General features: G+C 67.1%; 22 protein-coding genes. 10 read left to right on the top strand and 12 right to left on the bottom strand.

All coding sequences use genetic code 11. The features are described from left to right. The first annotated feature begins 24 nt into the window (after positions 1 to 24). Positions 25 to 684, top strand: a complete 660-nt coding sequence (locus PBT88_RS17365; RefSeq protein WP_270076561.1) for a DUF4893 domain-containing protein — start codon at positions 25 to 27, stop codon at positions 682 to 684. Between the two features lie 81 nt (positions 685 to 765). Here PBT88_RS17365 and PBT88_RS17360 read toward each other — a convergent pair whose 3' ends face one another. After that, complete coding sequence (locus PBT88_RS17360; RefSeq protein ID WP_270076560.1) at positions 766 to 1,728, bottom strand: aldo/keto reductase; 963 nt, start codon at positions 1,726 to 1,728, stop codon at positions 766 to 768. A gap of 41 nt (positions 1,729 to 1,769) precedes the next feature. Beyond that, positions 1,770 to 2,849, bottom strand: coding sequence for a mannose-1-phosphate guanylyltransferase/mannose-6-phosphate isomerase (locus tag PBT88_RS17355; protein ID WP_270076559.1), 1,080 nt, complete (start codon positions 2,847 to 2,849; stop codon positions 1,770 to 1,772). A gap of 160 nt (positions 2,850 to 3,009) precedes the next feature. Between PBT88_RS17355 and PBT88_RS17350 the strand changes: the two genes are divergently transcribed. The 3 genes from PBT88_RS17350 to prsR all read left to right on the top strand — a co-directional run bounded on the left by PBT88_RS17350 (position 3,010) and on the right by prsR (position 7,243). Beyond that, the gene (locus PBT88_RS17350; protein ID WP_270076558.1) at positions 3,010 to 4,398 is read left to right on the top strand and encodes a TIGR03013 family XrtA/PEP-CTERM system glycosyltransferase; all 1,389 of its coding nucleotides are present in this window, start codon (positions 3,010 to 3,012) and stop codon (positions 4,396 to 4,398) included. A 65-nt stretch (positions 4,399 to 4,463) separates the two neighbouring features. Further along, entirely contained in the window at positions 4,464 to 5,882 is a 1,419-nt protein-coding gene (gene prsK / locus PBT88_RS17345) for an XrtA/PEP-CTERM system histidine kinase PrsK (protein WP_270076557.1), read from the top strand. Then, entirely contained in the window at positions 5,879 to 7,243 is a 1,365-nt protein-coding gene (gene prsR, locus PBT88_RS17340) for a PEP-CTERM-box response regulator transcription factor (RefSeq protein ID WP_270076556.1), read from the top strand. The genes prsK and prsR overlap by 4 nt, the downstream gene beginning before the upstream one ends. Positions 7,244 to 7,254: 11 nt before the next feature. Here prsR and PBT88_RS17335 read toward each other — a convergent pair whose 3' ends face one another. Continuing rightward, positions 7,255 to 7,758 carry a DUF4142 domain-containing protein gene (locus tag PBT88_RS17335; protein WP_270076555.1) on the bottom strand — a complete coding sequence of 168 codons (504 nt, stop codon included), beginning with the start codon at positions 7,756 to 7,758 and terminating at the stop codon, positions 7,255 to 7,257. Between the two features lie 147 nt (positions 7,759 to 7,905). Here PBT88_RS17335 and PBT88_RS17330 point away from each other — a divergent pair, with 147 nt between their 5' ends. The 3 genes from PBT88_RS17330 to PBT88_RS17320 all read left to right on the top strand — a co-directional run bounded on the left by PBT88_RS17330 (position 7,906) and on the right by PBT88_RS17320 (position 11,208). Further along, positions 7,906 to 9,282, top strand: coding sequence for a hypothetical protein (locus tag PBT88_RS17330; protein WP_270076554.1), 1,377 nt, complete (start codon positions 7,906 to 7,908; stop codon positions 9,280 to 9,282). A 31-nt stretch (positions 9,283 to 9,313) separates the two neighbouring features. Then, entirely contained in the window at positions 9,314 to 10,132 is an 819-nt protein-coding gene (locus PBT88_RS17325; protein ID WP_270076553.1) for an ATP-binding protein, read from the top strand. A 71-nt stretch (positions 10,133 to 10,203) separates the two neighbouring features. Then, the gene (locus PBT88_RS17320; protein ID WP_270076552.1) at positions 10,204 to 11,208 is read left to right on the top strand and encodes a bifunctional helix-turn-helix transcriptional regulator/GNAT family N-acetyltransferase; all 1,005 of its coding nucleotides are present in this window, start codon (positions 10,204 to 10,206) and stop codon (positions 11,206 to 11,208) included. Here PBT88_RS17320 and PBT88_RS17315 read toward each other — a convergent pair. Continuing rightward, the gene (locus PBT88_RS17315) at positions 11,190 to 11,624 is read right to left on the bottom strand and encodes a hypothetical protein (protein ID WP_270076551.1); all 435 of its coding nucleotides are present in this window, start codon (positions 11,622 to 11,624) and stop codon (positions 11,190 to 11,192) included. The two genes, PBT88_RS17320 and PBT88_RS17315, sit on opposite strands and share 19 nt — an antisense overlap. 128 nt (positions 11,625 to 11,752) lie before the next feature. Then, positions 11,753 to 13,546, bottom strand: coding sequence for an ABC-F family ATP-binding cassette domain-containing protein (locus PBT88_RS17310; RefSeq protein ID WP_270076550.1), 1,794 nt, complete (start codon positions 13,544 to 13,546; stop codon positions 11,753 to 11,755). Between the two features lie 149 nt (positions 13,547 to 13,695). Between PBT88_RS17310 and PBT88_RS17305 the strand changes: the two genes are divergently transcribed. The 3 genes from PBT88_RS17305 (at position 13,696) to PBT88_RS17295 (ending at position 16,228) form a co-directional block, all read left to right on the top strand. Continuing rightward, positions 13,696 to 13,992, top strand: coding sequence for a hypothetical protein (locus PBT88_RS17305; protein WP_270076549.1), 297 nt, complete (start codon positions 13,696 to 13,698; stop codon positions 13,990 to 13,992). Positions 13,993 to 14,100: 108 nt separating this feature from the next. Continuing rightward, positions 14,101 to 14,775 carry a response regulator transcription factor gene (locus tag PBT88_RS17300; RefSeq protein ID WP_270076548.1) on the top strand — a complete coding sequence of 225 codons (675 nt, stop codon included), beginning with the start codon at positions 14,101 to 14,103 and terminating at the stop codon, positions 14,773 to 14,775. Positions 14,776 to 14,920: 145 nt separating this feature from the next. Next, positions 14,921 to 16,228, top strand: a complete 1,308-nt coding sequence (locus PBT88_RS17295) for a sensor histidine kinase (protein WP_270079302.1) — start codon at positions 14,921 to 14,923, stop codon at positions 16,226 to 16,228. 276 nt (positions 16,229 to 16,504) lie between these two features. Here the strand turns inward: PBT88_RS17295 and PBT88_RS17290 are convergent, their stop codons facing one another. The 7 genes from PBT88_RS17290 to PBT88_RS17260 all read right to left on the bottom strand — a co-directional run bounded on the left by PBT88_RS17290 (position 16,505) and on the right by PBT88_RS17260 (position 26,033). Beyond that, positions 16,505 to 17,329 carry an HAD family hydrolase gene (locus PBT88_RS17290; RefSeq protein WP_270076547.1) on the bottom strand — a complete coding sequence of 275 codons (825 nt, stop codon included), beginning with the start codon at positions 17,327 to 17,329 and terminating at the stop codon, positions 16,505 to 16,507. A 7-nt stretch (positions 17,330 to 17,336) separates the two neighbouring features. Beyond that, positions 17,337 to 18,809 (bottom strand): glucose-6-phosphate dehydrogenase, encoded by a 1,473-nt coding sequence (gene zwf / locus PBT88_RS17285; protein ID WP_270076546.1) that lies wholly within the window; start codon positions 18,807 to 18,809, stop codon positions 17,337 to 17,339. Further along, positions 18,809 to 19,786, bottom strand: coding sequence for a phosphogluconate dehydrogenase (NAD(+)-dependent, decarboxylating) (gene gnd / locus PBT88_RS17280; RefSeq protein WP_270076545.1), 978 nt, complete (start codon positions 19,784 to 19,786; stop codon positions 18,809 to 18,811). The genes zwf and gnd overlap by 1 nt, the downstream gene beginning before the upstream one ends. A 16-nt stretch (positions 19,787 to 19,802) precedes the next feature. Further along, positions 19,803 to 22,604: a bifunctional transaldolase/phosoglucose isomerase gene (locus tag PBT88_RS17275; protein ID WP_270076544.1), complete on the bottom strand. Its 2,802-nt coding sequence runs from the start codon at positions 22,602 to 22,604 to the stop codon at positions 19,803 to 19,805. 62 nt (positions 22,605 to 22,666) lie between these two features. Next, positions 22,667 to 24,751, bottom strand: a complete 2,085-nt coding sequence (tkt, locus tag PBT88_RS17270; RefSeq protein ID WP_270076543.1) for a transketolase — start codon at positions 24,749 to 24,751, stop codon at positions 22,667 to 22,669. A 96-nt stretch (positions 24,752 to 24,847) separates the two neighbouring features. Continuing rightward, a complete protein-coding gene (gene rpiA, locus PBT88_RS17265; protein ID WP_270076542.1) occupies positions 24,848 to 25,507 on the bottom strand; it encodes a ribose-5-phosphate isomerase RpiA in 660 nt (219 codons plus the stop codon). A gap of 13 nt (positions 25,508 to 25,520) precedes the next feature. Continuing rightward, the gene (locus tag PBT88_RS17260) at positions 25,521 to 26,033 is read right to left on the bottom strand and encodes a MucR family transcriptional regulator (protein WP_270079301.1); all 513 of its coding nucleotides are present in this window, start codon (positions 26,031 to 26,033) and stop codon (positions 25,521 to 25,523) included. Positions 26,034 to 26,198: the final 165 nt, after the last annotated feature.

The following is a 26,198-nucleotide window of genomic DNA, read 5'->3' as shown; positions in this document are numbered from 1 at the left end:
GCGATCGCTGGCTAAAGGACGGTCATGCGCACCATGTCCGCCCGCCTGCTCGCCCTGACGCTGATCTCCGGGCCGCTGATCGCCGGGCTGGCCGGCTGCGCGCATAACAAGGCCTGCCCGCCGGCCGCGCCCGGCAGCGCGGTGCTGCAGCCGGACTGGCACGACGTCATCACCGATCCCGATCATCTGCGGCTGCGGGCATGGCGCAAGGCGTTTGTCGATGCGCTGACCAAGGCGCGAGGGAGCGGCCATGGCGCCGAGATCGACGCGCAGGGCAAGCTGCTCGATCCCGATACCGCGCTCGACCATCCGGCGCTGCCCGTGGGATTCTATAGCTGTCGCGTGATCAAGCTCGGCGCGAAGGAGGCGGGCCACGCCGATTACATCGCCTATCCCGCGCATCGCTGCCAGGTCCGCCCGTCCGACGACATCACCCGCCTGGTGCAACTGGACGGGCTGCAAAAGCCGTCGGGCCGGCTCTATCAGGATGGCGCGTCGCGGATGGTGTTCCTGGGGACGATGATCCTCGGCGATGAGCAGAAGCCGATCGCCTATGGGCGGGATGCCGATCGCGACATGGTCGGCATCGTTCAGCGCGTCGGCGACAAGCATTGGCGGATGCTGCTGCCCAATCCCGCATGGGAATCGAACATGGACGTTCTGGATCTGACGCTGGCCGACTGAATCGGCGCCCCGGAACGCGTTTCGCACGCTTTCCGGGGGCCATGCCGATCCGATCAGACCGATCCGATCAGACCAATCCGATCAGGCCGCTTCGGTTTCGCGGCTGGCGGCATCCAGCGTCGCCAGCTGATCGTCGGCAAGCGTCAGCGTCGTCGCACCGAGCAATTCCTCGACCTGCTTCACGCTCGTCGCGCTGGCGATCGGGGCAGCGATACCGGGCTGGGCGGCGATCCACGCCAGCGCGATTTGCGCGTGCGATGCGCCGGTCGCCTCCGCCACCTCGTCCAGCGCGGCCAGCACCCGTGGGCCGTTGCCCTCCATATATTTCTTCGCGGCGCCGCTGCGCGTGCCCTTGAGGTCTGCCGGCGTGCGATATTTGCCGGTCAGATAGCCGGAGGCGAGGCCGTAATAGGGCGTCATACCGATGCCGTGCGCCACGCAGAAATCCTGCACGGCGCCCTCATAATCGGCCCGTTCGAGTAGGTTATACTGGTTCTGCAGGGCCTGGTAGCGCGCGGTGCCGGCATTTTCCTGCGCGCCGACCGCCGAGGCGAGCCGGCCGGCATCGAAGTTGGAGGCGCCGACGAAGCGGACCTTGCCGGCCTTCACCGCCGCGTCGAACGCCTCCGCCACGGCCGCCTGATCGGTATCGGGATCATCCTGATGGGCGAGGTAGAGATCGACATGATCGGTGCCGAGCCGCTTCAGCGAGGCATCGAGCGCGCGCGCGATATGATCGGGCGACAGGCCCTTTACCCCGTCGATCGGCAGCATGCCGACCTTGGTGGTGATCATCACGTCGTCGCGCCGGCCGGGGCGCTGGAGCCATTCGCCGATCAGCGTCTCCGATTCGCCGCCCTGATGCCCATCCGCCCAGGCCGAATAGACATCGGCGGTGTCGATCATCGTGCCGCCGCCGGCCACGAAGGCGTCGAGCACGGCGAAGCTCGTCTCGCGATCGATCGTCCAGCCGAAGACGTTGCCGCCGAGGATCAGCGGTGGGGTTTCGAGATCCGAACGACCGATCGTGCGCACTTCCTTCATGGACTGTCTCCTTGATGTTGCCGGTCCCAACGGACGGGCGATCAGAAAGGTCTGTCGAGCGTGATGTGATTGGCCTTTTTCAGCGCGTCGATGGCACGCTTCACCTGCTGGCTGTCGCCGCGCGGCACCACCAGCACCGCATCATGGGTGGCGATCACGATCACGTCCTTCACGCCGACGGCGGCGACCAGCGGGCCTTCGCTGCGGATCAGGCAATTCTCGGTGTCGATCGCGATCACCTCGCCATGGTGGGCGTTGCCGGTCTCGTCCTTCAGCGCCAGATCGTGCAGGGCATCCCAGCTGCCGACATCGGACCAGCCCATGTCGACCGGCACGACCGCGACCCGCTCGGCCTTCTCCATCACCGCATAGTCGATCGAATCGGACGGCGATCGGCCGAAGGCGATGCCATCGGGGTGGACCCGCAACCCGTCGCGGCGGCTGTCCGCGATCGCATCGCGGGCGGCGGCGGCCATGCCGGGCGCGGAGGCGTCGAGCGCCGCCAGATAGGCGCCGGCGGTGAACAGGAAGATGCCGCCGTTCCAGCTATAGCGCCCTTCGGCCACATAGGCTTCGGCGGTCGCGCGATCCGGCTTTTCGACGAAGCGTTCGACGCGCTGCACGCCGATGGCGATCTCCTTGCCCCGGCAGATATAGCCATAGCCGACTTCGGGCGCGGTCGGCTGGATGCCGAAGGTGACGAGCCAGCCATCTTCGACCAGCGGCACGGCGCGCTCGATCGCGCCGTGGAAGGCTTCGACATCGGTGATGACATGATCGGACGGCATCACCAGCAGGATGTCGTCCGGCGCGGCCAGCACGGCGGCGAGCGCGATCGCCGGCGCGGTGTTGCGGGCGGCAGGCTCGAGGATCAGCGTCGAATCTGCGACACCGGCGCCGGCCATCTGGGTTTCGATCTCCGCGGCATGGGCGGCGTTCGCCACCACCATCGGCGCCGTGAAGCGATCACCGGAGGCGCGTCGCGCGGTCAACTGGAGCATCGTGTCGTCATGGGTCAGCGCCAGCAATTGCTTGGGTCGCCCGCTGCGGGACAATGGCCACAGACGAGTGCCTGAACCGCCCGACAAAATGACAGGCGTGATCCGTTTGCGTTCCGACATGATTGCGCGTTTCCTGGCTGTTTTTCCGCCGAGCGGCGATAAGCCGTATTCGCTTAATCCCGCACCGTTGCGCAACGGTTTCAGGAAATATTTGTCAATTTCGGCGACACCCCCTCTCGCGCGGGCTAGGTTTGCCCGGTCGAGAGGGATTGGCGCCGGCGTGATCAGGCTGTTCAAGCATTATGTACCCCACGCCGTGCTGCTGCTCGGCTTCGTGGACGTCGTGCTGCTGCTGTGCGCGGCGGAGGCCAGCTGGGTGCTGCGCGCCTGGCAGATCGGCATGGCGATCACCTCGATCACCACCCGCATCGGGCCGATCATCACTTTTGCCTGTTCGGTCGAGATCGCGATGATCGCGGTCGGGGTCTATGGTCTCGATGCACTGCAATCGGTGCGTTTCGCCAGCGTCCGGATCATGGTGGCGACCGCGCTCGGGCTGATTTTCATGTCGGTCGCCGCGTTCGTCGCGCCGGGGCTGACGCTGTGGCGGTCCAACGCCCTCTATGCCGCGCTGCTCGCGCCGACGATGCTGACGCTGGCACGGCTGCTGCTCGGCTCGGCGCTGGGATCGGAGGCGTTCAAGCGCCGGGTGCTGGTCTTGGGCGCCGGCGCGCGGGCGGCGCGAATCAAGGCGCTCGCCGACAAGCCCGGCGCCGGTTTCGTGGTGTGCGGCTTCGTCGGCATGAACAATGCCGAGGCCGTCGTGCGGGGTGCGATCCATCGCGACGCGATCGACAGCCTGTCCGACCATGTCGTCAACCTCAAGGCGTCCGAAGTGGTGCTGGCGCTGGAGGAACGGCGCAACGCGCTGCCCTTGCAGGATCTGCTGCGCATCAAGACCACCGGCGTCCACGTCAACGAACTGTCCAGCTTCCTGGAACGCGAGACCGGGCGGGTCGATCTCGCCACCGCCAGCCACAGCTGGCTGATCTTTTCGGACGGTTTCTCGTCCGGCCATTTCCTGTCGACCATCGCCAAGCGACTGTTCGATATCCTGGCGAGCCTGTTGCTGCTGATCCTCGCCTTGCCGGTGATCGTGCTGACCGCGATCGCGATCAAGCTCGAGAGCCGGGGGCCGGCTTTCTACCGGCAGAAGCGCGTCGGCCTGTTCGGTGAGGAGTTCGACGTCATCAAGCTGCGCTCGATGCGGCAGGATGCCGAGGTCGCCGGTGTGGCGGTGTGGGCGCAGGAGAATGATCCGCGCGTCACCCGGATCGGCCGCTTCATCCGCATGGTCCGCATCGACGAGTTGCCGCAGGTGTGGGTGGTGCTGCTCGGCAAGATGAGTTTCGTCGGCCCACGGCCGGAACGGATGCAGTTCGTCACCGATCTCACCCAGCAGCTGCCCTTCTATGCCGAACGCCATATGGTGAAGCCCGGCATCACCGGCTGGGCGCAGATCAACTATCCCTATGGCGCGAGCCTGGAGGATGCGCGCAACAAGCTCGAATATGACCTCTATTATGCCAAGAACTACACGCCCTTCCTCGATCTGCTGATCCTGTTGCAGACGGTGCGCGTGCTGCTCTGGCCATCGGGCGCGCGATGATCTCGCGCCCGCCATCCCTCCTGGGGCATGGCTCGATGGCGTCCGGGCCTATGGCCTCCGGCGTGGTGAGCCCGTCGCGCGCGGTGGTGGTGCGTTCGCTCGCGATCGTGGCGGCGTTTCTCTATCTCGCGGCGACCGCGATGCTGATGATGGCGGTCGAGCCGCTCGGGCTCGCCTATGTCTGGGCGGCGCGCCTGCTCGCGGTATTCGGCGCCACCTTCGCGGCGATGACGCTGATGCCGCATGGGCGTGCGCGCAGTTGGCTCAAGCTTCAGCTGGCCAAGCATCTGTTCCGGCATCGCTATGATTATCGGGGGGAATGGCTGCGCTTCACGCATCGGCTGGGCGATGTGCGCCCCGGCGAGGAATTGGCCGTCCGTATCGAGCAGGCGGTGGCCGGCATCACCGCGTCGCCGGCGGCGCGGCTGCTGGTGCCGGGAGCCTCGGGGCGGCTGGAGCCGGCGGGGGCGGGGGAGTGGCCCGATGGCGCGTCCGGCGGTGCCTCCAGCGATTTCGCCCGGATGATCGGCCGCGCCCCGCGTATCCTCGATGGCGCGGCGCTGCGCGCGCCGGCGGCCAGTGCCGCCGCCACCGCGGAGGAACGCGCATTGTCGCCGGCGTGGCTGATCGCGGACGCCACGATCTGGGCCGGCATCCCGCTGGTCCATGGCGAAAGGCTGGTGGGGCTGGTGCTGCTGGGCTGTCCGCCGGCCGATCGGCGGCTGGACTGGGAGGATTATGATGTGCTCGCGGTCGCCGGCCGACAGGCGGCGAGCCATCTGGCCGAGGCGCAGGGCCAGGATGCGCTGAGCGAGGCGCGCCGCTTCCACGAATTCAACCGCCGCTTCGCCTTCATCGTCCATGACGTGAAGAATCTCGCCAGCCAGCTCGGCCTCGTCGCGCGCAATGCGGAGCGTCATGCCGACAACCCCGATTTCCGCGCCGACATGGTCGCGACCCTCAAGGATTCGGTGGCGCGGCTCGACGGGTTGCTCCAGCGCCTGTCGCCGCAGGCGGTGCGCGCCGATGCCCCGCATCCGGCCGCACCGATGGCGGTACTCGAGTCGATCGCGGAGCGCCGCCGCGCCCAGCATCCGATCCGGGTCGCCGGGCGCGCGGACGTCCATGCGCTGTTCGATCCGGCACGGTTGGAGATGGCACTCGGCCACCTCGTCCAGAATGCGATCGAGGCAAGCGGGCCGGACGAGCCGGTGTGGCTGTCGGTGGAGCGGCGCGGATTGGACGTCGAGGTCGCGGTGCTCGATCGGGGGCGCGGTATGGCGGCCGATTTCGTCCGCCACGGCCTGTTCGTGCCGTTCGAATCGACCAAGCCCGGCGGCTTCGGCATCGGCGCCTTCGAGGCGCGCGCGCTGATCGCCGGCATGGGCGGGCGGCTGGAGGTGGAAAGCCGGGAAGGCGAGGGGACGCGCTTCGCGATCATCATGCCGATCGCCGATGCGTCGGCGGACAGGCTGTCGGCATGAGCGAGGATGCCAAGCCCAGGCTGCTGGTGGTGGAGGACGATGCCGGCCTCGCGCGCCAGCTGCGCTGGGCCTACGAAGCCTATGAGGTGATCGTCGCGGGCGACCGCGCGGCCGCGATCGAGGCGCTGCGGACGCACGAGCCCGCGGTGGTGACGCTCGATCTCGGCCTGCCCCCCGATCCGGACGGCACTACCGAGGGATTCGCCACGCTGGCCGAGATGCTGGCGCTCAAGCCCGACACCAAGATCATCGTCGCATCCGGGCACGAGGCGCGCGAGAGTGCGCGCGAGGCGATCGCGCGCGGCGCCTGGGATTTCTACGCCAAGCCCGTCGACATCGACACGCTCGGGCTGATCGTCGCGCGCGCCTTCCACGTCCATGCGCTCGAGGCCGAGAATGCGCGGCTCGCGGCGCTGGCGGGCGGCGACACCGTGCTCGGCAGCATCGTCACCGGCGCGCCCGACATGCTCAAGGTCGCGCGCACCGTCGAGCGCGTCGCGCAGACCGACGTGTCGCTGCTCGTGCTCGGCGCCAGCGGCACCGGCAAGGAGCTCGTCGCGCGGGGGCTGCACGTTGCCAGCCGGCGATCGCGCGGCCCGTTCGTCGCGATCAACTGCGCGGCGATCCCCGAGACATTGCTCGAATCCGAGCTGTTCGGGCACGAGAAGGGCGCGTTCACCGGCGCGGTGCGCACCGTCGAGGGCAAGATCGAGCAGGCGCAGGGCGGCACCTTGTTCCTCGACGAGATCGGCGACGTGCCGCTGCCGCTCCAGGTCAAGCTGCTGCGCTTCCTGCAGGAGCGCGTGATCGAGCGGATCGGGGGGCGCAAGGCGATCCCGGTCGACGTCCGCATCGTCTGCGCGACGCACCGCGACCTGCCCAACATGGTCGCCGACGGCGGCTTCCGCGAGGATCTCTGGTATCGGCTCGCCGAGATGGTGGTGACGCTGCCGACGCTGGCCGAGCGGCCCGGCGATGCGGTGCTGCTCGCGCGCCATTTCCTGCGCCGCCACGCGCCCGCGATCAACCCGCAGGTCAAGGGGCTCGCCCCCGATGCCGCCGACGCGATCGCCGGCTGGGGCTGGCCGGGCAATGTCCGCGAACTCGAAAACCGGGTGAAGCGCGCGATCATCATGGCGGAAGGCAAGGCGGTGACCGCCGCCGATCTCGATCTCGGCGGCAGTGCCGCGCCGGAGGCGCTCAATCTGCGCGCCGTGCGCGAGGCCGCCGACCGGCGGGCGATCGGCGAGGCGCTGGCCCGGGCCGACGGCAATATCTCGGCGACCGCACGCCTGCTCGGCATCAGCCGGCCGACGCTCTACGACCTGCTCAAGGCCTATGGGCTGACCGCGGCCGGCTGACGGCGCTGGGGTCAGCGCGGAAGCGGCGCCCCGTGGATCGCGCCGATGTGCCGCTGCACGATGCGGTGGGTCTCGGTGCCGAATGCACGATAGGCGGCGCTGCCGCCATCCTGCGATTCCTTCAGGAAGGCGGCGCCGTCGGCATCGTGGAGCGCGGCCATCTCGCTTAGATAGGCGGCATCGAAGGCGGGGCCGGAAAGCCCGGAGAGGTGGCTGAACTTGGCGGCGAACTCGGCATTGGGCCGGGCCGGGAAGGTCACGCCCTCGCGCGACGAGATCGCCTTGAGCTTATCGCCGACGAGATTGTGGTCATGGACTTCGGCAGCGGCGAAATCGCGGATATCCTGGGTCGAGCCCCTGGTTTCGGCGAGCTTGCCGGCGGCGACCTCAAACATGCCGCCCTGCGAGACCTTGGCGACGAAGGCGCGATCGGCGGGCGTCGCGGTCACGGCGGCAGCGGCCATGCCCGCTCCGGACGTGGCGGCGAGCAAGGCGAGCGGGATGGCGATGTTCATGGGATATCTCCAGATGGTCGATCCTCCAATGCCGGGCAGCCCCGATCCGTTCCGCCGGGCATCGCCGCGAAAACACCTGACGTGGTCACCGAATATTTAAGCATCCGCCATAATCTGGCGCTGCGATCAGCGGGGAGCGACGCCGGGATGAACATGGTCGGGTCGGGTCTGCCGGGGCGGCGCCATGACGGAAACCCGTCGTCCGCACGACGGACGGTGGCGGTCCTGCTGGTCGTGGCGGTGGTGTTTCGCCTGTGGTGGCTATGGCGGGTCGGCGCGTTGTGGCAGCCTTATGGTTTCCAGGAGGCGTCGAACGCCGCCATCGCCTACGCCCGCACCGGCACGATCGCCGACGCGCTGTTTCCCGGGCAGGGGCCGACCGCCCATCTGCTGCCCGTGCCGATCATCATCGCCGGCTCGATCCAGCGGCTGTTCGGGATCGGCAGCGCGCTGGCCAACCTCGCGCTGGTCGGCTGGGCGCTGGCCGTGACGATCGTCGGCTACACCCTGCTGCGGGCCATTTTCACGGAGTTGCGGCAGGATCTGCGGGTGCTGAACGCCGGCCTGCTGGCACTCGCGATATTGCCGGTGTTCGTGCCGCAGGAAGTCGGCGATTTCCGCTATTGGGAGGGCGGACTGGCGGCGACCCTCGCCAGTGCCAATCTGCTGTGCCTGCTGCGCATGGAGCGGAAGCCCGCATGGAGTTGGGCGGCGCTGGGCAGCATCGCCCTCCTGTCGGCGGCGACCTTCTTCGTCAGCCCGTCCGCCGGCCTCGCCGTGGATCTGTGCTGGGCGCTATGCGCGTTGCGGCGGCTGCCGCTGCGCCGGGCGGCCGGCTTCGCCATGCTCTGTGTAGCGGCGCTGGCGCTTCTGATCACCCCTTGGGCGATCCGCAACGACCGCCAGCTCGGCCACAGGATCCTGCTGCGGGACGATTTCGGCCTGGAGATCGCGCTCGCCAATCATGACGGCGCGGTTTCGGGCGCGGCGCCGTTCGAGACATTCGAGAAGCGTCTGTCGGCCTTGCATCCCACGTTGCGCGGCCCGGGCTTGGTCGCGCTGCGCGCGGCCGGCGGCGAATATGCTTATTCGGCCGGCCTGTTGGACGAAACCCGCAGCTGGATACGCCGGCACCCGTTCGATTTCGCGCGGCTATGCCTGCGCCATTACCGCCAATTCTATTTCCCCGATCTGTGGGAGTTCGGCGCGATGACGTGGACCAGCCCCGAAGCCGGGCCGGCCTATGAAGCGCAGATCGTGGCGATATTGGGTGCGATCGGCCTGATCTGGTCGCTGCTGCGTCGGCGAAGGGGCTATGGCTGGATCGCGATCTACTATGTCGCCGCGGGCCTGGTCTATGCGGTCGTCCAGCCGGTGCCGCGCTACAGCTACATCATATTCGGATTGCAGGTTTTTCTGGCGGTCGGTTGCGGCCGCGACCTGCTGCTGCTCGCCGGGCGGTTGCGTGGCGAGCGAAGGCGCGCCGGTCTCCCGACGGCGCCGCTCCCCGCCAGCCCCGGATGACGTGTCGCGCGCGCGCCGCTATGGCCGCGGCATGACCGACGTTTCCGATCTCGCCCGTATCGCCGCCGCGCTGGAGCGGATGGCACCGCCGCCGCCGCCCGCCGCCGACCCGCTCACCCACCCCGCTTATGTATGGCGCGAGGGGGGGCTGGTCGCGACGCGCGCCTTCCGCCCGCTGGCGCTCGATCTGCTGACCGGGGTGGAGGCGCAGAAGGCGGCGATCCTGCGGAACGCGCATCGCCTCGCCGATCGCCTGCCCGCGCATGACGTGTTGCTGTGGGGCGCGCGCGGCACCGGCAAGTCCTCGCTGGTGAAATCCGTCGTCGGGGCCTTGCAGGCCGGCGGCAAGGATATCGCGCTGATCGAGGTCGCACCGGATTCGCTCGACAGCCTGCCGCATCTGTTCGATCTGATCGCGCCGCTGGACCGGGCCTTCGCGCTGTTCGTGGACGATCTCGGCTTCGAGGAGGGCACCGCCGGCCCGCGCACCCTGCGCTCGCTGCTGGAGGGCGGGGCGGAGGCGCGGCCCGACAATGCCCGGCTCCACGTCACCGCCAACCGCCGCCACATCGTCGCGCGCGAGCATGGCGAGGAGGAGCGCGCGATCAACGCCCGCGACGTGATGGACGATCGCCTCGCGCTCGCCGATCGCTTCGGGCTGTCGGTGGGCTTTCATAATGTCGACCAGCCGACCTATCTGGCGATGGTCGAAGCCTATGCGATCAAGCTTGGACTGCCCTTCGACGGCGCCGACGCGATCGCCTGGGCGACCGGGCGCGGCGGCCGATCCGGCCGGGTGGCCTGGCATTATGTGATCGAACTGGCCGGGCGCGAGGGCAAGACGCTGTAGCGTTTCACGGCTTTCCTTCCGCGTCGCTCGGAGATATATAGCCTGTAATATAACAGGGTATGGATTTTCCTGTGGCGCATGACATCCTGGCCGATCTTGGCGAATTGTTCCTGGGCAGCAGGCTCAAGCGGCTGGCAGAGCGGCTGCAGGGGGATGCGGCGCGGGTGGCGCAAGCGGCGGGGATCGATATCCAGCCGGCGCAATTTCCCCTGCTCGCCGCGATCGATCGCTATGGACCGCTGACGGTGGGCGACGCGGTGGAGGCGCTGGGGATCAGCCAGCCGGCGGTCACGCGCACGGCGACGGGGCTGATCGAGATCGGCCTGCTCGCGGCCGAGCGATCGGGCAGCGATCTGCGCCAGAAGAGGCTGGTCCTGACAGCCGCGGGTACGGCCGCGATGCAGCGCGCCAAGACCGCGATGTGGCCGCAACTGGATGGCGCGGTGCGCGAGCTGTGCGGGCCGGTCTCGGGCAGTTTCCTCGCGCAGATCGCACAGATCGAGGCGGGGCTGGATGCGATGCCGCTGGAGGCGCGGGCGCGGCGCTGGACACCGGGATCAGGCTCCGGCTTGCCGGAGGCGAGGATGCCCGGCCTGGCGATCCGGGAATATGACGACAGCCTCGCCGAGGATTTCCATCGGATCAACGCCGAATGGATCTCATCGATGTTCGCGCTGGAGGATAACGACGTCCAGATCCTGACCCGTCCGCGCGAACTCATCGTCGATCGTGGCGGCCTGATCCTGTTCGTCGAGGCCGAAGGGCTCGGCATCGTCGGCACCTGCGCGCTGATCCGTATCGCCGACGGCGTGTTCGAGCTGACCAAGATGGGCGTCCTGGAAAGCGCGCGGGGCCGCAAGGCCGGCGAGTATCTGCTGGCGGCGATGCTGGAGCGCGCCGGGGCGATGGCCGCCGAAACCCTCTATCTGCTGACCAGCGTCAAATGCGCTTCGGCGATCCATCTCTATGAGAAACTGGGCTTCGTGCATGATGCCGGGATCATGCGGGATCATGGCAGCCGTTATGCGCGCTGCGACGTGGCGATGCGATACCGGCCTCAGGCGGCGCTGCGATAGCCGAGCCGGGTGGCGGTCGACTGGACTTCGCAGACCCGCGCCTCGGCCTCGGCATTGACGAGATGCTGGCGGACACGGCCGATCATCGCCAGCGAATCGAGTCGATAGGTCGCCCAGCGGGCGATCACCGGCCGCGCCGCGCAATCCCGCGTGAACGCCCGGAAATCGCTGGTGAGCGTCGCACATTCCGCCGCCACCGCCTTGATCCGCAGGCCTTGTGCGGCGTCGCGCCCGATACAGGGGCCGAACAGCTCGCGATCGGCGAACATGTGATAGGCGGTGAGGATGCGCGACATGCGGGCACGGCCGAGATCGAGGGCGGCGGTATCGGCCGGGACATGATGGCCCAACCGCGCCTCCGCATTCGCCATGATCGACAGCATTTTATCGCGATAGTCGTCGAACGATTGTAGCATGACCGGCTCCCGGCCCCCCCGGGCCTCACCGGCATCGTTAATCAGAGTTGCCAGAATCTTAACGGCGGCGGTTCGAGACGAGGTGCTTCCACCAAGGTCTGACGACCTTTCGCCGTTGGTATAAGGCGTTAGCTCAGTCCGTCGGCCAGTTCGGCGAGTTCGAGCCAGCGCATCTCGGCGGCGTCCTTCCGGTCGCGTGCGGCCTCGATCGCCTTCATCAACTGATCGAAGCGGGCGGGGTTCTTCACGAACAGCTCGGGATCGGCCAGCGCCGCCTCGTCGCGTGCAATCGCCGCTTCCAGCGTCTCGATCTCCTTGGGCAGCAGATCGAGGTCGCGCTGGTCCTTGTAGCTGAGCTTGGCCTTTTTGGGCGGCGGTGGCGCGGCGATGGCGGTCTCGGCCTTGGTGGCCTTCTTCGGCGCCGCCTTGGGCGCGCGCTGGCGGACCCAGTCCTCATAGCCGCCGGCGACGACATCGACCTTGCCCGAGCCGTCGAGGCCGAGCGTGATCGTCACGGTGCGATCGAGAAAGTCGCGATCATGGCTGACCAGCAGCACGGTGCCGTCATAGTCGGAGATCACCTCCTCCAGCAGGTCGAGCGTCTCCATGTCGAGATCGTTGGTCGGCTCGTCGAGCACCAGCAGGTTGGACGGCCTTGCGAACTCGCGCGCCAGCAGCAGCCGCGATCGCTCGCCGCCGGACAGCGTGCCGATCCGCGCCTCGGCGATCGAGGGATCGAACAGGAACTCCTTGAGATAGCCCTGGACGTGCTTCTTGACGCCGAGCACGTCGATCCAGTCGCCGCCGTCGGCGAGCACGTCGCGGACGCGCTTTTCGGGCGCCATCAATTTGCGCTGCTGGTCGATGATCACCGCGTTGAGCGTCTTGGCAAGCGTCACGCTGCCCTCGTCGGGCGCGATCTCGCCGGTGAGCAGCTTGAGCAAAGTCGACTTGCCCGCGCCGTTGCTGCCGACGATGCCGATCCGGTCCTTGCGCTGCACCCGCAAGGTGAGGTCGTTGATGATCGTGCGGCACGATTCTCCGGCCCCGAAGCGCTTGGTGACATGCTTGGCGTCGATCACCGTCTTGGAGCGGGCATCGTCGGTGCCGGTGCTGAGCGCGGCGGTGCCTTGCGGCCCGACCATCGCCTTGCGCTCGGCACGCATCTCGATCAGCTTGGAGAGGCGGCCCTGGTTGCGCTTGCGCCGCGCGGTGACGCCGCGCAGCAGCCAATGCTCCTCCAGACGCAGCTTGGCGTCGAGCTTCTGGGCGTTGCGCTCCTCCTCGGCATAGACCTGCTCGGTCCAGGCATCGAAGCCGCCATAGCCGATCTCGGCGCGCTTGATGCCGCCGCGATCGAGCCACAATGTCTGCTTGGTGAGGCGGGTGAGGAAGGCGCGATCATGGCTGATCACCACGAAGGCGCCGGTGAAGCGCGACAGCCAGTCCTCCAGCCATTCGATCGCGCCGAGATCGAGATGGTTGGTCGGCTCGTCGAGCAGCAGCACGTCGGGATCCTGCGCCAGCGCGCGGCAGATCGCGGCGCGGCGGCGCTCGCCTCCGCTCGCGGTGTCGGCTGGGCGATCGAGATCGATGCCGAGCTGGTCGGCGATCGCCTCGACCTCGTGCGGGGCGGGCGCGTCGGGGGCGGACAGGGCATAGTCGCGCAGCGTCGCGAAGCCCGCCATCGCCGGCTCCTGCTCCAGAACGATGACGCGGGTGCCGGGCTGGATGGTGCGGCGGCCCTCGTCCGAATCGATCGTGCCGGCGATCAGCTTGAGCAGGGTCGTTTTGCCGGCGCCGTTGCGGCCGATCAGCGCCAGCCGGTCGCGCGCGCCGACATGGATGTCGAGATGGCGGAACAGCCAGCCCGAGCCCTGGATGACGCCGAGATTTTCGTAGGAAAGGACAGGTGCAGCCATGATCGTGCAGCTAGAAGATGCCGGCCCGAAATGTAACCCCGGGCGACGCGCCGACCGATGCAGCGCTGCCACATGGCGGGGCAAAGCGGTAGCGCTCCTACATTCACGGGTTGTTCAACGCCGATCGGCTATGTCAGCCTCCGATGGTCATGAAGCGCGTCCTCCTGTGTCTGTCCCTGCTCGCGGTCGTGCCCACGGCCGTGAATGCTGGTCAGCGCCGCGCGCCGGACCAGTCCCGCGCCCGCGAAATGCGCCGGGAAGGCGGTCCACCGCTCCGCGATATCCAGCGCCAATGGCATAGCCGGATGCCGGGCTATGATTATCTCGGATCGGATTATGATCCGGGGCAGGGCAGCTATCGCCTCAAATATATGCGCGACGGCTCGGTATCCTGGGTGGATGTCGATGGCCGCACCGGCCGCGAGGTCGGCCGCTCGCCGCAATAAGTCGGCCGAATCCGGCCGTCCGACGATATCGCAACCGTTCCGTTGCTTGCCCGTTCAGCTTCGTCCCGCCACAATGGGACGACCGATCAAGGAAAGGGCCCACACGCCATGCGCATTCTCGTCGTAGAGGACGAACCCACGCTGGGACGCCAGCTGCGTGCCACGCTGGAAGGCGCGGGCTATGCCGTCGATCTCGCCACCGATGGCGAGGACGGCCATTATCTCGGATCGACCGAGAATTACGATGCGATCATCCTCGATCTCGGCCTGCCCGAGGTCGACGGGCTGACCGTGCTCGATCGCTGGCGCAAGGAAGGCAAGGACATGCCCGTCCTCGTGCTGACCGCGCGCGACAGCTGGTCCGACAAGGTGGCGGGGCTCGATGCCGGCGCCGATGACTATCTCGCCAAGCCGTTCCAGACCGAGGAGCTGATCGCCCGCCTGCGCGCGCTGATCCGCCGCGCCTCGGGCAACGCCTCGTCCGAGCTGATCGCGGGCGACGTGCGCCTCGATATCCGCTCCGGCAAGGTGACCCGCGCCGGCGAGCCGGTGAAGCTTACCGCGCAGGAATATAAGCTGCTCAGCTACCTGATGCACCACAAGGGCAAGGTGGTGAGCCGCACCGAGCTGATCGAGCATATCTACGACCAGGATTTCGATCGCGACTCGAACACGATCGAGGTGTTCGTCACGCGCATCCGCAAGAAGCTCGGCCAGGATATCATCACCACGATCCGGGGGTTGGGCTACAGCCTTGAAGAGCCCGACGCCGCCACCGCCTGAGCCGTCCGCCACCGCGCCCGCCGCCAGTCGGCGCGATCGCTGGTGGCGGCCGCTGCTCAACACGCTGCGCATCCTTGCCTTCCTGCGGCCCAAGGGCTGGGAGTGGGGGCCGGGATCGCGCACCACCGGATCGCTGACCCGGCGCATGATCGGGATCGCGGCGCTGTGGATCCTGCTGCTGCTGTCGGCCGGCGGCTACCTGCTCGATCGGGTGCTGGTCGGCGCGATCACCAACAATTTTGACGGCAATCTCGATTATGTGCTGAACGCGATGATCGTGCAGGCCGACATCGGATCGGATGGCGAAGTCCGTTTCCTGCGCCCGCTCGCCGACCAACGCTTTCTGGAGCCCTATTCGGGCCTCTACTGGCAGGTCTCCGGCAAGGGGCATGATGCTTTTCCGTCGCGCTCGCTCTGGGATCAGACGCTGGCGGTGAACCTCAACCAGCCCACGTCGCAGGAGCATTATTACGACAGCAAGCAGTTCAAGGACGAGCCGCTGCGGGTGGTCGAGCGCGACGTGAAGATTCCCGGATCGAGCACCGTGTGGCGTTTCCAGGTCGCCGCCAGCCGCGACGATCTCGACGACCAGATCGGGGTGCTGCGCAAGACGATGCTGCGCAGCTTCGCGATCCTCGGCCTCGGCCTGATCCTGATGTCGGCGGTGCAGACCGTCTATGGGCTATGGCCGCTGCGGCGGGTGAGGCTGGCCATCGCCGGGGTGCGATCGGGGCGTTCCTCCCGCGTCGACGTCAAGCTGCCGATCGAGATTCGCCCGATGGTGGAGGAACTGAACGACCTTCTCGCCCATAACGAGAAGCAGGCGGAGGAGGCGCGCACCCATGCCGGCAACCTCGCCCATGCGCTCAAGACGCCGCTGACCGTGATCATGAACGAGGTGACGGCGCAATCGCCGGAGCTGCCGCAGACGGTGATGCGCGAGGCGCGGACGATGCGGCGACAGGTCGACCATCATTTGGCGCGCGCGCGCGCCGTCGGGCGGCGCGGATCGGCGCAGAGCCGGGCGGACGTCTGGGCGTCGCTGGAGGCGGTGGAGCGGGCCGTCGATCGCCTGTTCCCCGATACGGTGATCGATCTCGACGGCACGCGTGGCCTCGCCGTCCGCGTCGAGCGGCAGGATCTCGACGAACTGCTCGGCAACCTGATGGAGAATGCCGCCAAATATGGCGGCGGCCGCGTGTTCGTGACGGTCGAGAAGGTCGGCGAGATGGCGGAGATCATCACCGAGGATGACGGCCGGGGCATTCCCGAGGCCGAGCGCGAGAAGATCTTCGAGCGCGGCGCCCGGCTCGATACCGGCAAGCCCGGCACCGGCCTCGGCCTCGCCATCGTGCGCGACGTCGCCGAGATCTATGGCGGCAAGGTCGCGCTGGAGGAGAGCGAGGATCTCGGCGGCCTGCTGGTGCGGCTCAGCCTGCCGCTGGCGGAGTGACGGCGGAGTAAGCCTGATCCGCCGTGCTCCTGCGTAGGCAGGAGCCCAGGTGAAGAGCGGCGCCACCTGTAACCCTGGGCTCCTGCTTTCGCAGGAGAACGGATGGGGCGGCGTATATGTACCTGTTCGCCTTGCGGCGCCTGTGTCGAAGCAGAAGATGTGTCGAAGCAGAAGATGCGTCGAAGCAGAAGATGCGTCGAAGCGGAAGATCCTCGCCCAACCCTCTCCCGCAAAGGCGGGAAAGGGGGGCCTTGCCTCATGGCCGGCCGCTTGGCCTCACAGCCGATGCCGCGCCACTTCGGGCAGCAGGATGCGTTCGATCGCCTTGGCGACGCCATCGTCGTTGTTGCTGGCGCTGACCCAGCCGGCTGCCGCCTTCACCTCGGCCGGCGCCTGGCCCATCGCGATCGCCACGGCGGCGCGCTTGAGCATCGGGATGTCGTTCGGCATGTCGCCGATCGCCGCCGTCTCTTCGAGCGGCACGCCGATCGCGGCGCACAATGCGATGATGCCGTCGCCCTTGTTGGCGAGCGGGTGGGTGATGTCGCAATAATAGGTCTGCGAGCAGCTGACCTCGGCCGTCTCGCCGAGCGCGGCCTTCTCGTCCGCCTCCAGCTTGGCGATCAGCGCGGTATCGTCGCTGACGCCGACGATCTTGTCGATGCGCCCGTGCAGCGCCTCGAAATCGGTGCCGACCACCGGATCGACCATCGCCGCGCGCTTCTCGTTGGGCACGTGCGGGTTGGTGTCGTCGGAGGCGAACCATTTGCCGTCGGCGAACACCCAGATCGCGGCGCCGCTTGCCGTGACGATATCGATCGCGGTGCGGCTGGCTTCGGCCGAAAGATGGCGGGCGGTCAGGATATCGCCGGACGGCATCACCAGCGTGCCGCCGTTGAACGCACCGAACGGCGCGGTCAGCCCCAGCGCGCGGGCCATTGGCAGGATGCCCGAGGGCGGCCGCGCGCTGATCAGCGTCATGTGGACGCTGGCATGTTCCAGCCGGCGGGCGGCCTCGATCGTGGCATTGGCCAGCGTCTTGTCATTGCGGACCAGGGTGCCGTCGACATCGGAAACGAAAAGGCGAATGGGTTTGTCCATGTTCATCTCAATCTACTGGATGCCAGCGGCGGCCGTCGCGCTCGATCAGCTCGTCGGCGCCGGCAGGCCCCTGCGAGCCGGCCTTATAGTCTTCGGGTGAACCGCTCTTGGCCCATTGGCGCAGGATCGGCTGCACGATCTCCCACCCGCGCTCGACCTGATCGGCCCGCTGGAACAGCGACTGGTCGCCGATCAGCACGTCGTAGAGCAGGGTCTCGTAGCCGGTGCGGTGGCCGAGATCGAAGCTGTCGGCATAGCGGAACTTCATTTCGACCGGCGCGGTGTCGATCACCGGCCCCGGCGTCTTGGCGACGAAGTGCAGGTCCAGTCCCTCATTGGGCTGGATCTGGATGACCAGCTTGTTGGCCGGAATCTTCGAGATGTCGGTGTTGCGGAACAGCGCCAGGGCGATCGGCTTGAACTGGATGACGATCTCGGTGTCGCGGGCCGCCATCGCCTTGCCGGTGCGCAGATAGAAGGGCACGCCGGCCCAGCGCCAGCTGTCGACCATCAGCCTGATCGCCGCATAGGTCTCGGTCTTGCTGCCCTTGGCGACGTCCGCCGCCTTCAGATAGGCGCCGATCTTCTTGCCGCCCGCGGTGCCGCCGGTGTAGCGGCCGCGCACCGCATCGGTCTTCGCCTCGTCGGCGGTGGGGATGCGGACGGCCTGGAGCAGCTTGACCTTCTCGTCGCGGACACGTTCGGCATCGAAGCTGTTCGGCGGTTCCATGCCGACCATCGCGAGCAGCTGGAACAGGTGGTTCGGCAGCATGTCGCGCAGCGCGCCGGTGGCGTCGTAGAAGGCCCCGCGGGTGCCGACATCGACCGTCTCGGCGGCGGTGATCTGGATATGATCGATATAGCGCGAATTCCACATCGCCTCGAAGAAGGCGTTGCCGAAGCGCGCGATCATGATGTTCTGCACCGTTTCCTTGCCGAGGAAATGATCGATGCGGAAGATCTGGCTTTCTTCCATCACGCCGAGCAACGTCTTGTTGAGCGCGCGGGCGGTGGGGAGATCGTGGCCGAATGGCTTTTCGACCACGACACGGCGGAAGCCGTCCGTCTCGGTGAGCAGGCCGACCTTCGCAAGATTCTGCGCGATCGGGCCGAAGAAGCTGGCAGCGGTGGCGAAGTAGAAGGCGATGTTGCCGCTCAGCTGCTGGGCGAGGCCTTCGAAGTTGGCGGGATCGTCGAACTCGCCCTGGAAATAGGAGAGTTTCTTGCAGCGCTTGGCCCAGGCCGCCTTGGTCGCCTTGTCGGCGAGATCGAGATGTTCGGAAAGCTGCTGCTGGATGCCCTCGTCCGGCCCGCGGCTGACGACGAGGAGGTCGAGGGCCTCGCCGATCAGACCCTCGCGGGTGAGGTTGACGAGGGCCGGGGTGAGCAGGCGGCGCGAGAGATCCCCCGCGCCGCCGAAGATCACCAATGTCGCAGCCGGCGCGGGATCACCCGGGGTGATCTTGGGCTGCTTCGCCATTATTGCGGCATTTCGACGTGGCCGCCGAAGCCGTGGCGCATCGCCGAGAGCAATTTGTCGCCGAACGTGTTGTCGCTGCGCGAACGGTAGCGCGCGAACAGCGCGGCGGAGAGGACATAGGCGGGCACCGCCTCCTCCATCGCCGCGTCGATCGTCCACTGGCCTTCGCCCGAGTCCGCGACCTGCCCGCTATATTGGGTGAGGTCGTGATTTTCGTAGAGCGCGTCGGCCGAGAGGTCGAGCAGCCAGGACGAGATCACGCTGCCGCGGCGCCAGACCTCCGCGATGTCGGGCAGGTTGAGCTCGAACCGCTCGTCTTCCGGCAGACGCTCCGAATTCTTGCTCTTCAGCACGTCGAAGCCCTCGGCATAGGCGGCCATGATGCCATATTCGATGCCGTTGTGGACCATCTTGACGAAGTGGCCCGCGCCCGGAGGGCCGGCGTGGATGTAGCCCTTTTCGGGGCGGATCGGATCGCCCTCGCGGCCGAGCGTGCGCTCGATCTTGCCGAGGCCCGGCGCCAGCGCCTCGAGGATCGGATCGATGTGATCGACCGTCTCCTTGTCGCCGCCGATCATCATGCAGAAGCCGCGATCGAGCCCCCAGACACCGCCGGACGTGCCGACGTCGACATAGTGGATGCTCTTGTCCTTGAGCGCCTTGGCGCGGCGGATGTCGTCCTTGTAGAAGGTGTTGCCGCCATCGATGATGATGTCGTCGGCTTCGAGCAGGCCGGAGAGCGTCTCGATCGTCTCCTCGGTGATCTTGCCGGCCGGCAGCATCACCCACACCGCGCGCGGCTTGTCGAGCTTGGCGACCAGGTCCGCCAGCGAGCCGGCGCCGGTGGCACCCGCGCTCGCCAGGTCGGACACGGCCTTCTCGGCCTGATCATAGACGACCGTGGTGTGGCCGTGCTTCATCAGCCGCTTGGCGATGCCGCCGCCCATCCGGCCGAGGCCGATGATGCCGATCTGCATAGGAAATTGCTCCAGATTAGTCTTGAGTTGCAACCTTCAACGCGCTGGCCAGCGCTTGGAGCCCGGATTTTTCATCTTTCAGATGCACCCGCAGCACCCGCTGCCCACGCGAGGCGAGGACATCGAGATCGCCGCGCGCCTGCGCCAGCTGCACCGTGCCGAACGAGGCGCGATTGCCGGGGATGGCGATATCCTGTGCCGGCTCGCGGGTGATCTCCAGGAAGATGCCGTCCTTGGGGCCACCCTTATAGGCCTGCCCGGTGGAGTGCAGGAAGCGCGGGCCGAAGCCGGCGACTGTCGCGATCTTGTGGGCGTCGCGGACGTCGACGCGGATCTGCTCGATCAGCGCCTCATGCTTTTCCTCGCGTTCGATATAGGCGAGGAAACCGGCATAATCGCCCGGCTTGGCGGTAGCGAAATGGGCCTTCAGGATGGCGACGGCATCGCCGCCCGCGACCGGCTTGGGCGCGAAGAAGGCGAAATCGCCATCCTCGAAGAACGCCGTCTCGGGATCGAGATGGCCGGACTGCTCATAGGCCTCGATCAGCTGGCGGGTCTGGATCTTGGCATCCTCGACGTCGGGCTGGTCGAACGGATCGATGCCGATCACCGCGCCGGCAACCGCGGTGGCGATCTCCCAGCGGACGAACTCCTGGCCGATATCGGCCTTGTCGGCGAGCGTGATCGTCACGATCGGCTGGCCGACCGCCTTGAGCGCATCGAGCTTGGCGTGGTCCGCCGACATCTCGTCGCCTTCGAGGTGGAGATGCACGAACACGCGATCATTGCCATAGTCGGCCGGATCGCCGAGCGGCTCGAGATCGACCGGGACGATGCCCTTGCCCTGCTTGCCGGTGCTCTCCGCGAGCAGCTGCTCCAGCCACGAACCGAACGGCTTGAGGGTGGGCGAGGGGACCAAAGTCAGCTTGTCGCGGCCTGCCACCGCCGCCGCACCCATGATCGCGCCGAGCTGGAAGCCGGGGTTGGAGGCGGGTGGCGCATCGGGGCCGACTGAATGGGCCATCGTCTTCACGGTCTCGAAGAAACCGGCGACGTCGATCCCGATCGCGGCGGCGGGCACCATGCCGAACACCGAGAGCACCGAATAGCGCCCGCCGATCGTCTTATCGCCGTAGAAGATGTGCGCGAAGCCATCCTGCTTGGCGGCCGCCTCCAGCTTGGAGCCGGGATCGGTGACCGCGACGAAGCGGCTGCCCGCCTGGCCTTCGCCCACCGCCTGCGCGCAGCGCGCGAAGAAATAGGCGCGGAGCAGTTCGGGCTCCATCGTCGACCCCGATTTGGACGAGACGATGAACAGGGTGTTGGCCGGATCGATCGCATCGGCGACGGTGGCGACCTGGCCCGGATCGGTGCTGTCGAGCGCGTGCAGCTTCGGCGAACCCGAGGCCGAACCCAGGATCAGGCCGATCACCTCCGGCCCGAGGCTGGAGCCGCCCATGCCGAGCAGCACGACGTCCTTATATTTCCGGGCTTCCTGGCCGAGCGCGGCCAGCGCGTCGAAATCGACCTGCTCGCCGCGCGCGGCGGCCAGCCAGCCGAGCCACTTGCCCTCGTCGCCGCCGGTCCACATCGAGGCGTCGCCGGCCCAGAGCTTGCGCGACCAGCCATCCTTGCGCGCCTTCTCGATGGCGTCCTTCACGGCGGCGTCCAGATCGGCGGGCAGATCGGCGCTGAAGCCGTCGATCTTGTCGCCGAGGAACTTGATGCGCTTGTCGGCGACCGCGCCGTAGAGCGAGTCGGCGGCATCGGCGAAGGACTTCACCCCGTCGACCACCAGCTGCGCGGTGACGCCGGCGAGATCGAGGCCGAGCCGCTCGGCTTCGTTCATCACCTTCTCGGCGTCGTCGATGTCGGAGACCAGGCTGTTGCTGGTCTCGCCATGGTCGCGGAACGCATCCATCGTCGCCGGCGGCATGGTGTTGACGGTGTCGCGGCCGATCAGCGTCTCGACATAGAGGACGTCCGAATAGGCCTTGTCCTTGGTGCCGGTGGAGGCCCACAGCAGCCGCTGAGGCTGCGCGCCCTTCTCGGCCAGCGCCTGCCAGCGGGCCGAGGCCGAAACCTCCAGATAATGCTGATAGGCCAGCTTGGCGTTGGCGATCGCGACCTTGCCGCGCACCGCCTTGGCCTCATCGGTGCCGAGCGCGTCGATCTTCTTGTCGATCACGCCGTCGATGCGGCTGACGAAGAAGCTCGCGACCGAGGCGATCCGGTCGATCGGCTCACCCTTGGCGACACGCGCTTCGAGTGCCGCGATATAGGCCTCGAGCACCTTCTTGTAGGCGTCGATCGAGAACAGCAAAGTGACGTTGATGTTGATGCCGGCGGTCAACGCCTCCTCAATGGCGGGGACGCCCGGATCGGTGCCGGGGATCTTGACCATCAGGTTCGGGCGGTCGACCGTCGCCCACAACCGCTTGGCCGCCGCGATCGTGGGCGCGGTGTCCATCGCCAGATAGGGCGAGACCTCGATCGAGACATAGCCGTCCTTGGCGTCGAGCCGGTCATAGACCGGACGCAGCGTATCGCAGGCATCCTCGATGTCCTTGATCGCCAGCGCTTCGTAGGCGCTCTCGACCGTGGTGTCGGCGGCCGCGAGATCGGCCTGGAGCTGATCGTCATAGGCGTCCGAATGGCCGATCGCCTTCTCGAAGATCGAGGGGTTGGAGGTGACGCCGGTCAGGCCATCCTCCTCGACCAGCTTCTTGAGGCCGCCCGCATCCATGAACTTGCGATCGACGAAATCGAGCCAGACGGCCTGTCCGGCCTCGCCAAGAGTTTTCAAACGACTGGTCATGAATCCACTTTCATTGGTGCGGACGGCATCGCGATGGTCGGGCATAAAGTCAGACGTGGGAATTACTTCCCCATCACCTCGCGGGCGACCTTGACGACGTTATCGAGAGTAAAGCCGAACTTGGCCTGGAGCTTCTCGATCGGGGCGGAGGCGCCGAAGGTCGACATGGTGACCGTCTTGCCGGCGAAGCCGACATAGCGATCCCAGCCGAACTCGCTGCCCTGCTCAATCGCGACGCGCGCGGTGACAGACGGGGGCAGCACGCTGTCCTTATAGGCCTGGTCCTGCACCTCAAAGCGGTGGAAGCTCGGCAGCGAGACGACGCGCGCCTTGGTGCCGCCCTCGGCGAGCTTCTCGGCGGCGGCGACGGCGAGGCCGAGCTCGGTGCCGGTGGCGATCAGGATGATATCGGGCGTGCCCTCGTCCTTGGTCACGACATAGCCGCCCTTGAGCAGCCCCTCGGCCGAATTGTACTTGGTGCGGTCGAGCGTCGGCATCGGCTGGCGCGAGAAGACCAGCACGCTGGGCGTCTTCTGGCTGTCGAGCGCGGCCTTCCAGGCATAAGCGGTCTCATTGGCGTCGCCCGGGCGGATCGTGTCGAGGCCGGGGACGGCGCGCAGCGAGGCGAGCTGCTCGATTGGCTGGTGGGTCGGGCCATCCTCGCCGACGCCGATCGAATCATGCGTGAACACGAAGATCGTCGGCACCTGCATGATCGCCGCGAGCCGCAGCGTCGGGCGCATATAGTCCGAGAACACGAAGAAGGTGCCGGTGTAGGAGCGCAGATAGCTCAGCGCCATGCCGTTGGCGGCGGCGCCCATGCCATGCTCGCGGATGCCGAAATGGAGGTTGCGGCCGCCATAGCTGCCCGCCTCGAACGAACCGCCATCCTTGATGTCGGTCTTGGTCGAAGGCGCGAGATCGGCGGCGCCGCCGACCAGCCAGGGAATGGCGGGCGCGATCGCATTGAGCACCTTGCCGCCCGCTTCGCGGCTGGCCATGCCCTTGGCGTCGGGCTCGAAATGCGGGAGCGCGGCGTCCCAGCCCTCGGGCAGCGTGCCCGCGAGCATCAGATCGAGTTCCTTGCCGAGATCGGGATACTGGTCGCGATAGTCGCCGACCAACTTCTCCCAGGCTTCGCGGGTCGCGGTGTTGCGGCCGATCGCCTGCTCGAAATGGGCCTTGGCCTTTTCGGGGACGAGGAACTGTTCGTCCTCGGGCCAGCCATAGCTCTTCTTGGCGCCGCGAATTTCGTCCTCGCCGGGGGCGTCGCTATGCGCCTTGTGGGTGCCGGCGCGGGTCGGGAAGCCGATGCCGATGATCGAGCGGACCTCGATGAAGGTCGGCTTGTCGGTGGTCGCCTTGAAGGTCTCGATCGCCTGCGCGAAGGCGGCGGTGTCCTCGGCATCCTCGATCAGGATGGTGTTCCAGCCATAGGCCTTGAAGCGCTCGATCACATTCTCGTCGAAGGCGAGATTGGTGTCGCCCTCGATGGTGATGTCGTTCGAGTCATAGACCCAGCAGAGGTTGCTGAGCTTGAGGTGGCCCGCGATCGACGCCGCCTCGGACGCCACGCCCTCCATCATGTCGCCATCGGACGAGAAGACATAGGTGTCGTGGTCGAAGATGTCGAAGCCGGGCTTGTTGAAGTGGGCGGCGAGCCAGCGCTCGGCGATCGCGAAGCCGACCGAATTGCCGCAGCCGGCGCCGAGCGGGCCGGTCGTCGTCTCGACGCCGGTGGTGTCGCGATATTCCGGGTGGCCCGGCGTCTTGCTGCCGGACTGGCGGAACTGCTTGATGTCGTCCAGCCCGACCGCGGGCTTGCCGGTCGGCTGGCCATGCTCGTCGACCTCGATCGTGCCCGAGAGATGGAGCAGCGAGTAGAGCAGCATCGACGCGTGGCCGCACGACAGGATGAAGCGATCGCGGTTGGGCCACAATGGCTTCTTGGGGTCGTAGCGCAGGAACTGGGTCCACAGCGTCTCGGCGATCGGCGCCAGCGACATCGCGGTGCCGGGATGGCCGCTATTGGCCTTCTGGACGGCGTCCATCGAGAGGGTGCGGATGGTATCGATGGCGAGACGATCGATGGAACCGTCCTCCACCACGTTTTTGGAAGGGTGGGTTGCGGTATCGGTATCGCTCATGGAATCGAGTCCCCGGAGGTTCGTAAATATGGGTGCGCTCTGCCGCGAGGAACGGTTCGGCGCAAGGACAGGTTCCGTAGCCGTTACGGTTTATTGTCACCGTTCATGGCGTTCGACTCCCGCCTCGTCGCCGACATAGATGGTGTCGATCTCGCTGAGGAAAAGCCCGTGGCCGAGCAGGCCGGGGATCATGTCGAGTATGCGGGCAAGCGCCTGCGGATCGCCGATCGGCCCGAAATCGCAATCGATCAGCAGGTTATGCTGATCGCTCAGTGTCGGGCGGGCGACGGGCTCGCCGCCGAGCGCGCGGATCTCGCGGGCGACGAAGGCGTGGGCGAAGGGCAGCACCTCGATCGGCAGCGGGCGGATCAGTTGCGGCACCTGCTTGGAGGCATCGACGATGCAGATCATCCGGCGGGCGGCGCTGGCCACGATCTTCTCGCGCAGCATCGCCCCGCCGCCGCCCTTGATCGCGCGGAACGCCGGATCGATCTCGTCGGCGCCATCGATGCACAGATCGACGGCGGCCAGATCGTCGAAGGCGAGGACGGGAATGCCGGCGGCGCGGGCGGCGGCTTCGGTGGCGAGCGAGGTGCCGGCGGCGGTGATCCGCAGCCCCTCCTCGCGGATGCGCCGGCCCAGGCCGGCAATGGCGAAGGCCGCCGTGCTGCCGGTGCCGAGGCCGACGAGCATGTCGTCGGTCACTTCGGCAATGGCAGCCTCGGCGGCCTTCTTCTTCGAGTCCCCGATCATCATGACCGGGGCTTTATCATGCCTCGACGGGCACCGCAGCCTTGGGCTTGCGTCCGCGCTTGGCCGGCACCTTCGCCGGGGCGTCGGTGATCGCGGCCTTTTTGGAGGCGGCCGATGCGGCGCCGGGCTCGGTCTTCTTGCGGCCGAGGCCGATCTGCTGGGCCAGGCCGCGACGCTGCTCGGCATAGGCCGGCGCGACCATCGGGTAATCGCGCGGCAGCTTCCACTTGGTGCGATATTCGTCCGGCGTCATGTCGTAGTTGGTGCGCAGATAGCGCTTCAGCATCTTCAGCTTCTTACCGTCTTCGAGGCAGACGATGTAATCATGCTTGATAGAGGAGCGCACCGGAACTGCCGGCTGCAATTCGGGCTCTTCCACCTTCTTCGGTTCGGTAAGGCCGGTCAGTGCCGCATGAACCTGAGCGATGAGATCGGAAACCTCCGTGGTCGCGACGCGATTGTTGGCGACATGGGCCGCCACGATGTCTGCGGTGAGGCTCAGGATTTCGTTGTTCAGTTCTTCGGACACGGAGCGGTCCTCCTTTGGTAGGTTTTTCAGCGGCGTTTCGTGCGCTACGCCGTCAACGCGGGGGTCTCTACGCATTTTGTTGATCGAATCAAGTCATGATTCCTGAAATATGCGGAAATATTACCAAATGCTATATTTTCGTCCAGATAATCGAGCGCGAACGGC

Origin of the sequence: Sphingomonas abietis (assembly GCF_027625475.1) — a bacterium.
Lineage (GTDB): Bacteria > Pseudomonadota > Alphaproteobacteria > Sphingomonadales > Sphingomonadaceae > Solisphingomonas > Solisphingomonas abietis.
Note: the sequence above shows the minus strand (reverse complement) of the source record. Positions and strands in the feature narration are given on the sequence as shown.

Excerpts from the sequence above, each read along its gene's own strand:
- PBT88_RS17365 (WP_270076561.1), top strand. The coding sequence starts at position 25 with ATGCGCACCATGTCCGCCCGCCTGCTCGCCCTGACGCTGATCTCCGGG.
- PBT88_RS17360 (WP_270076560.1), bottom strand. The coding sequence starts at position 1,728 with ATGAAGGAAGTGCGCACGATCGGTCGTTCGGATCTCGAAACCCCACCG.
- PBT88_RS17355 (WP_270076559.1), bottom strand. The coding sequence starts at position 2,849 with ATGTCGGAACGCAAACGGATCACGCCTGTCATTTTGTCGGGCGGTTCA.
- prsR (WP_270076556.1), top strand. The coding sequence starts at position 5,879 with ATGAGCGAGGATGCCAAGCCCAGGCTGCTGGTGGTGGAGGACGATGCC.
- PBT88_RS17335 (WP_270076555.1), bottom strand. The coding sequence starts at position 7,758 with ATGAACATCGCCATCCCGCTCGCCTTGCTCGCCGCCACGTCCGGAGCG.
- PBT88_RS17330 (WP_270076554.1), top strand. The coding sequence starts at position 7,906 with ATGAACATGGTCGGGTCGGGTCTGCCGGGGCGGCGCCATGACGGAAAC.
- PBT88_RS17325 (WP_270076553.1), top strand. The coding sequence starts at position 9,314 with ATGACCGACGTTTCCGATCTCGCCCGTATCGCCGCCGCGCTGGAGCGG.
- PBT88_RS17315 (WP_270076551.1), bottom strand. The coding sequence starts at position 11,624 with ATGCTACAATCGTTCGACGACTATCGCGATAAAATGCTGTCGATCATG.
- PBT88_RS17310 (WP_270076550.1), bottom strand. The coding sequence starts at position 13,546 with ATGGCTGCACCTGTCCTTTCCTACGAAAATCTCGGCGTCATCCAGGGC.
- PBT88_RS17305 (WP_270076549.1), top strand. The coding sequence starts at position 13,696 with ATGAAGCGCGTCCTCCTGTGTCTGTCCCTGCTCGCGGTCGTGCCCACG.
- PBT88_RS17300 (WP_270076548.1), top strand. The coding sequence starts at position 14,101 with ATGCGCATTCTCGTCGTAGAGGACGAACCCACGCTGGGACGCCAGCTG.
- PBT88_RS17295 (WP_270079302.1), top strand. The coding sequence starts at position 14,921 with ATGATCGGGATCGCGGCGCTGTGGATCCTGCTGCTGCTGTCGGCCGGC.
- PBT88_RS17290 (WP_270076547.1), bottom strand. The coding sequence starts at position 17,329 with ATGGACAAACCCATTCGCCTTTTCGTTTCCGATGTCGACGGCACCCTG.
- zwf (WP_270076546.1), bottom strand. The coding sequence starts at position 18,809 with ATGGCGAAGCAGCCCAAGATCACCCCGGGTGATCCCGCGCCGGCTGCG.
- gnd (WP_270076545.1), bottom strand. The coding sequence starts at position 19,786 with ATGCAGATCGGCATCATCGGCCTCGGCCGGATGGGCGGCGGCATCGCC.
- PBT88_RS17275 (WP_270076544.1), bottom strand. The coding sequence starts at position 22,604 with ATGACCAGTCGTTTGAAAACTCTTGGCGAGGCCGGACAGGCCGTCTGG.
- tkt (WP_270076543.1), bottom strand. The coding sequence starts at position 24,751 with ATGAGCGATACCGATACCGCAACCCACCCTTCCAAAAACGTGGTGGAG.
- rpiA (WP_270076542.1), bottom strand. The coding sequence starts at position 25,507 with ATGATGATCGGGGACTCGAAGAAGAAGGCCGCCGAGGCTGCCATTGCC.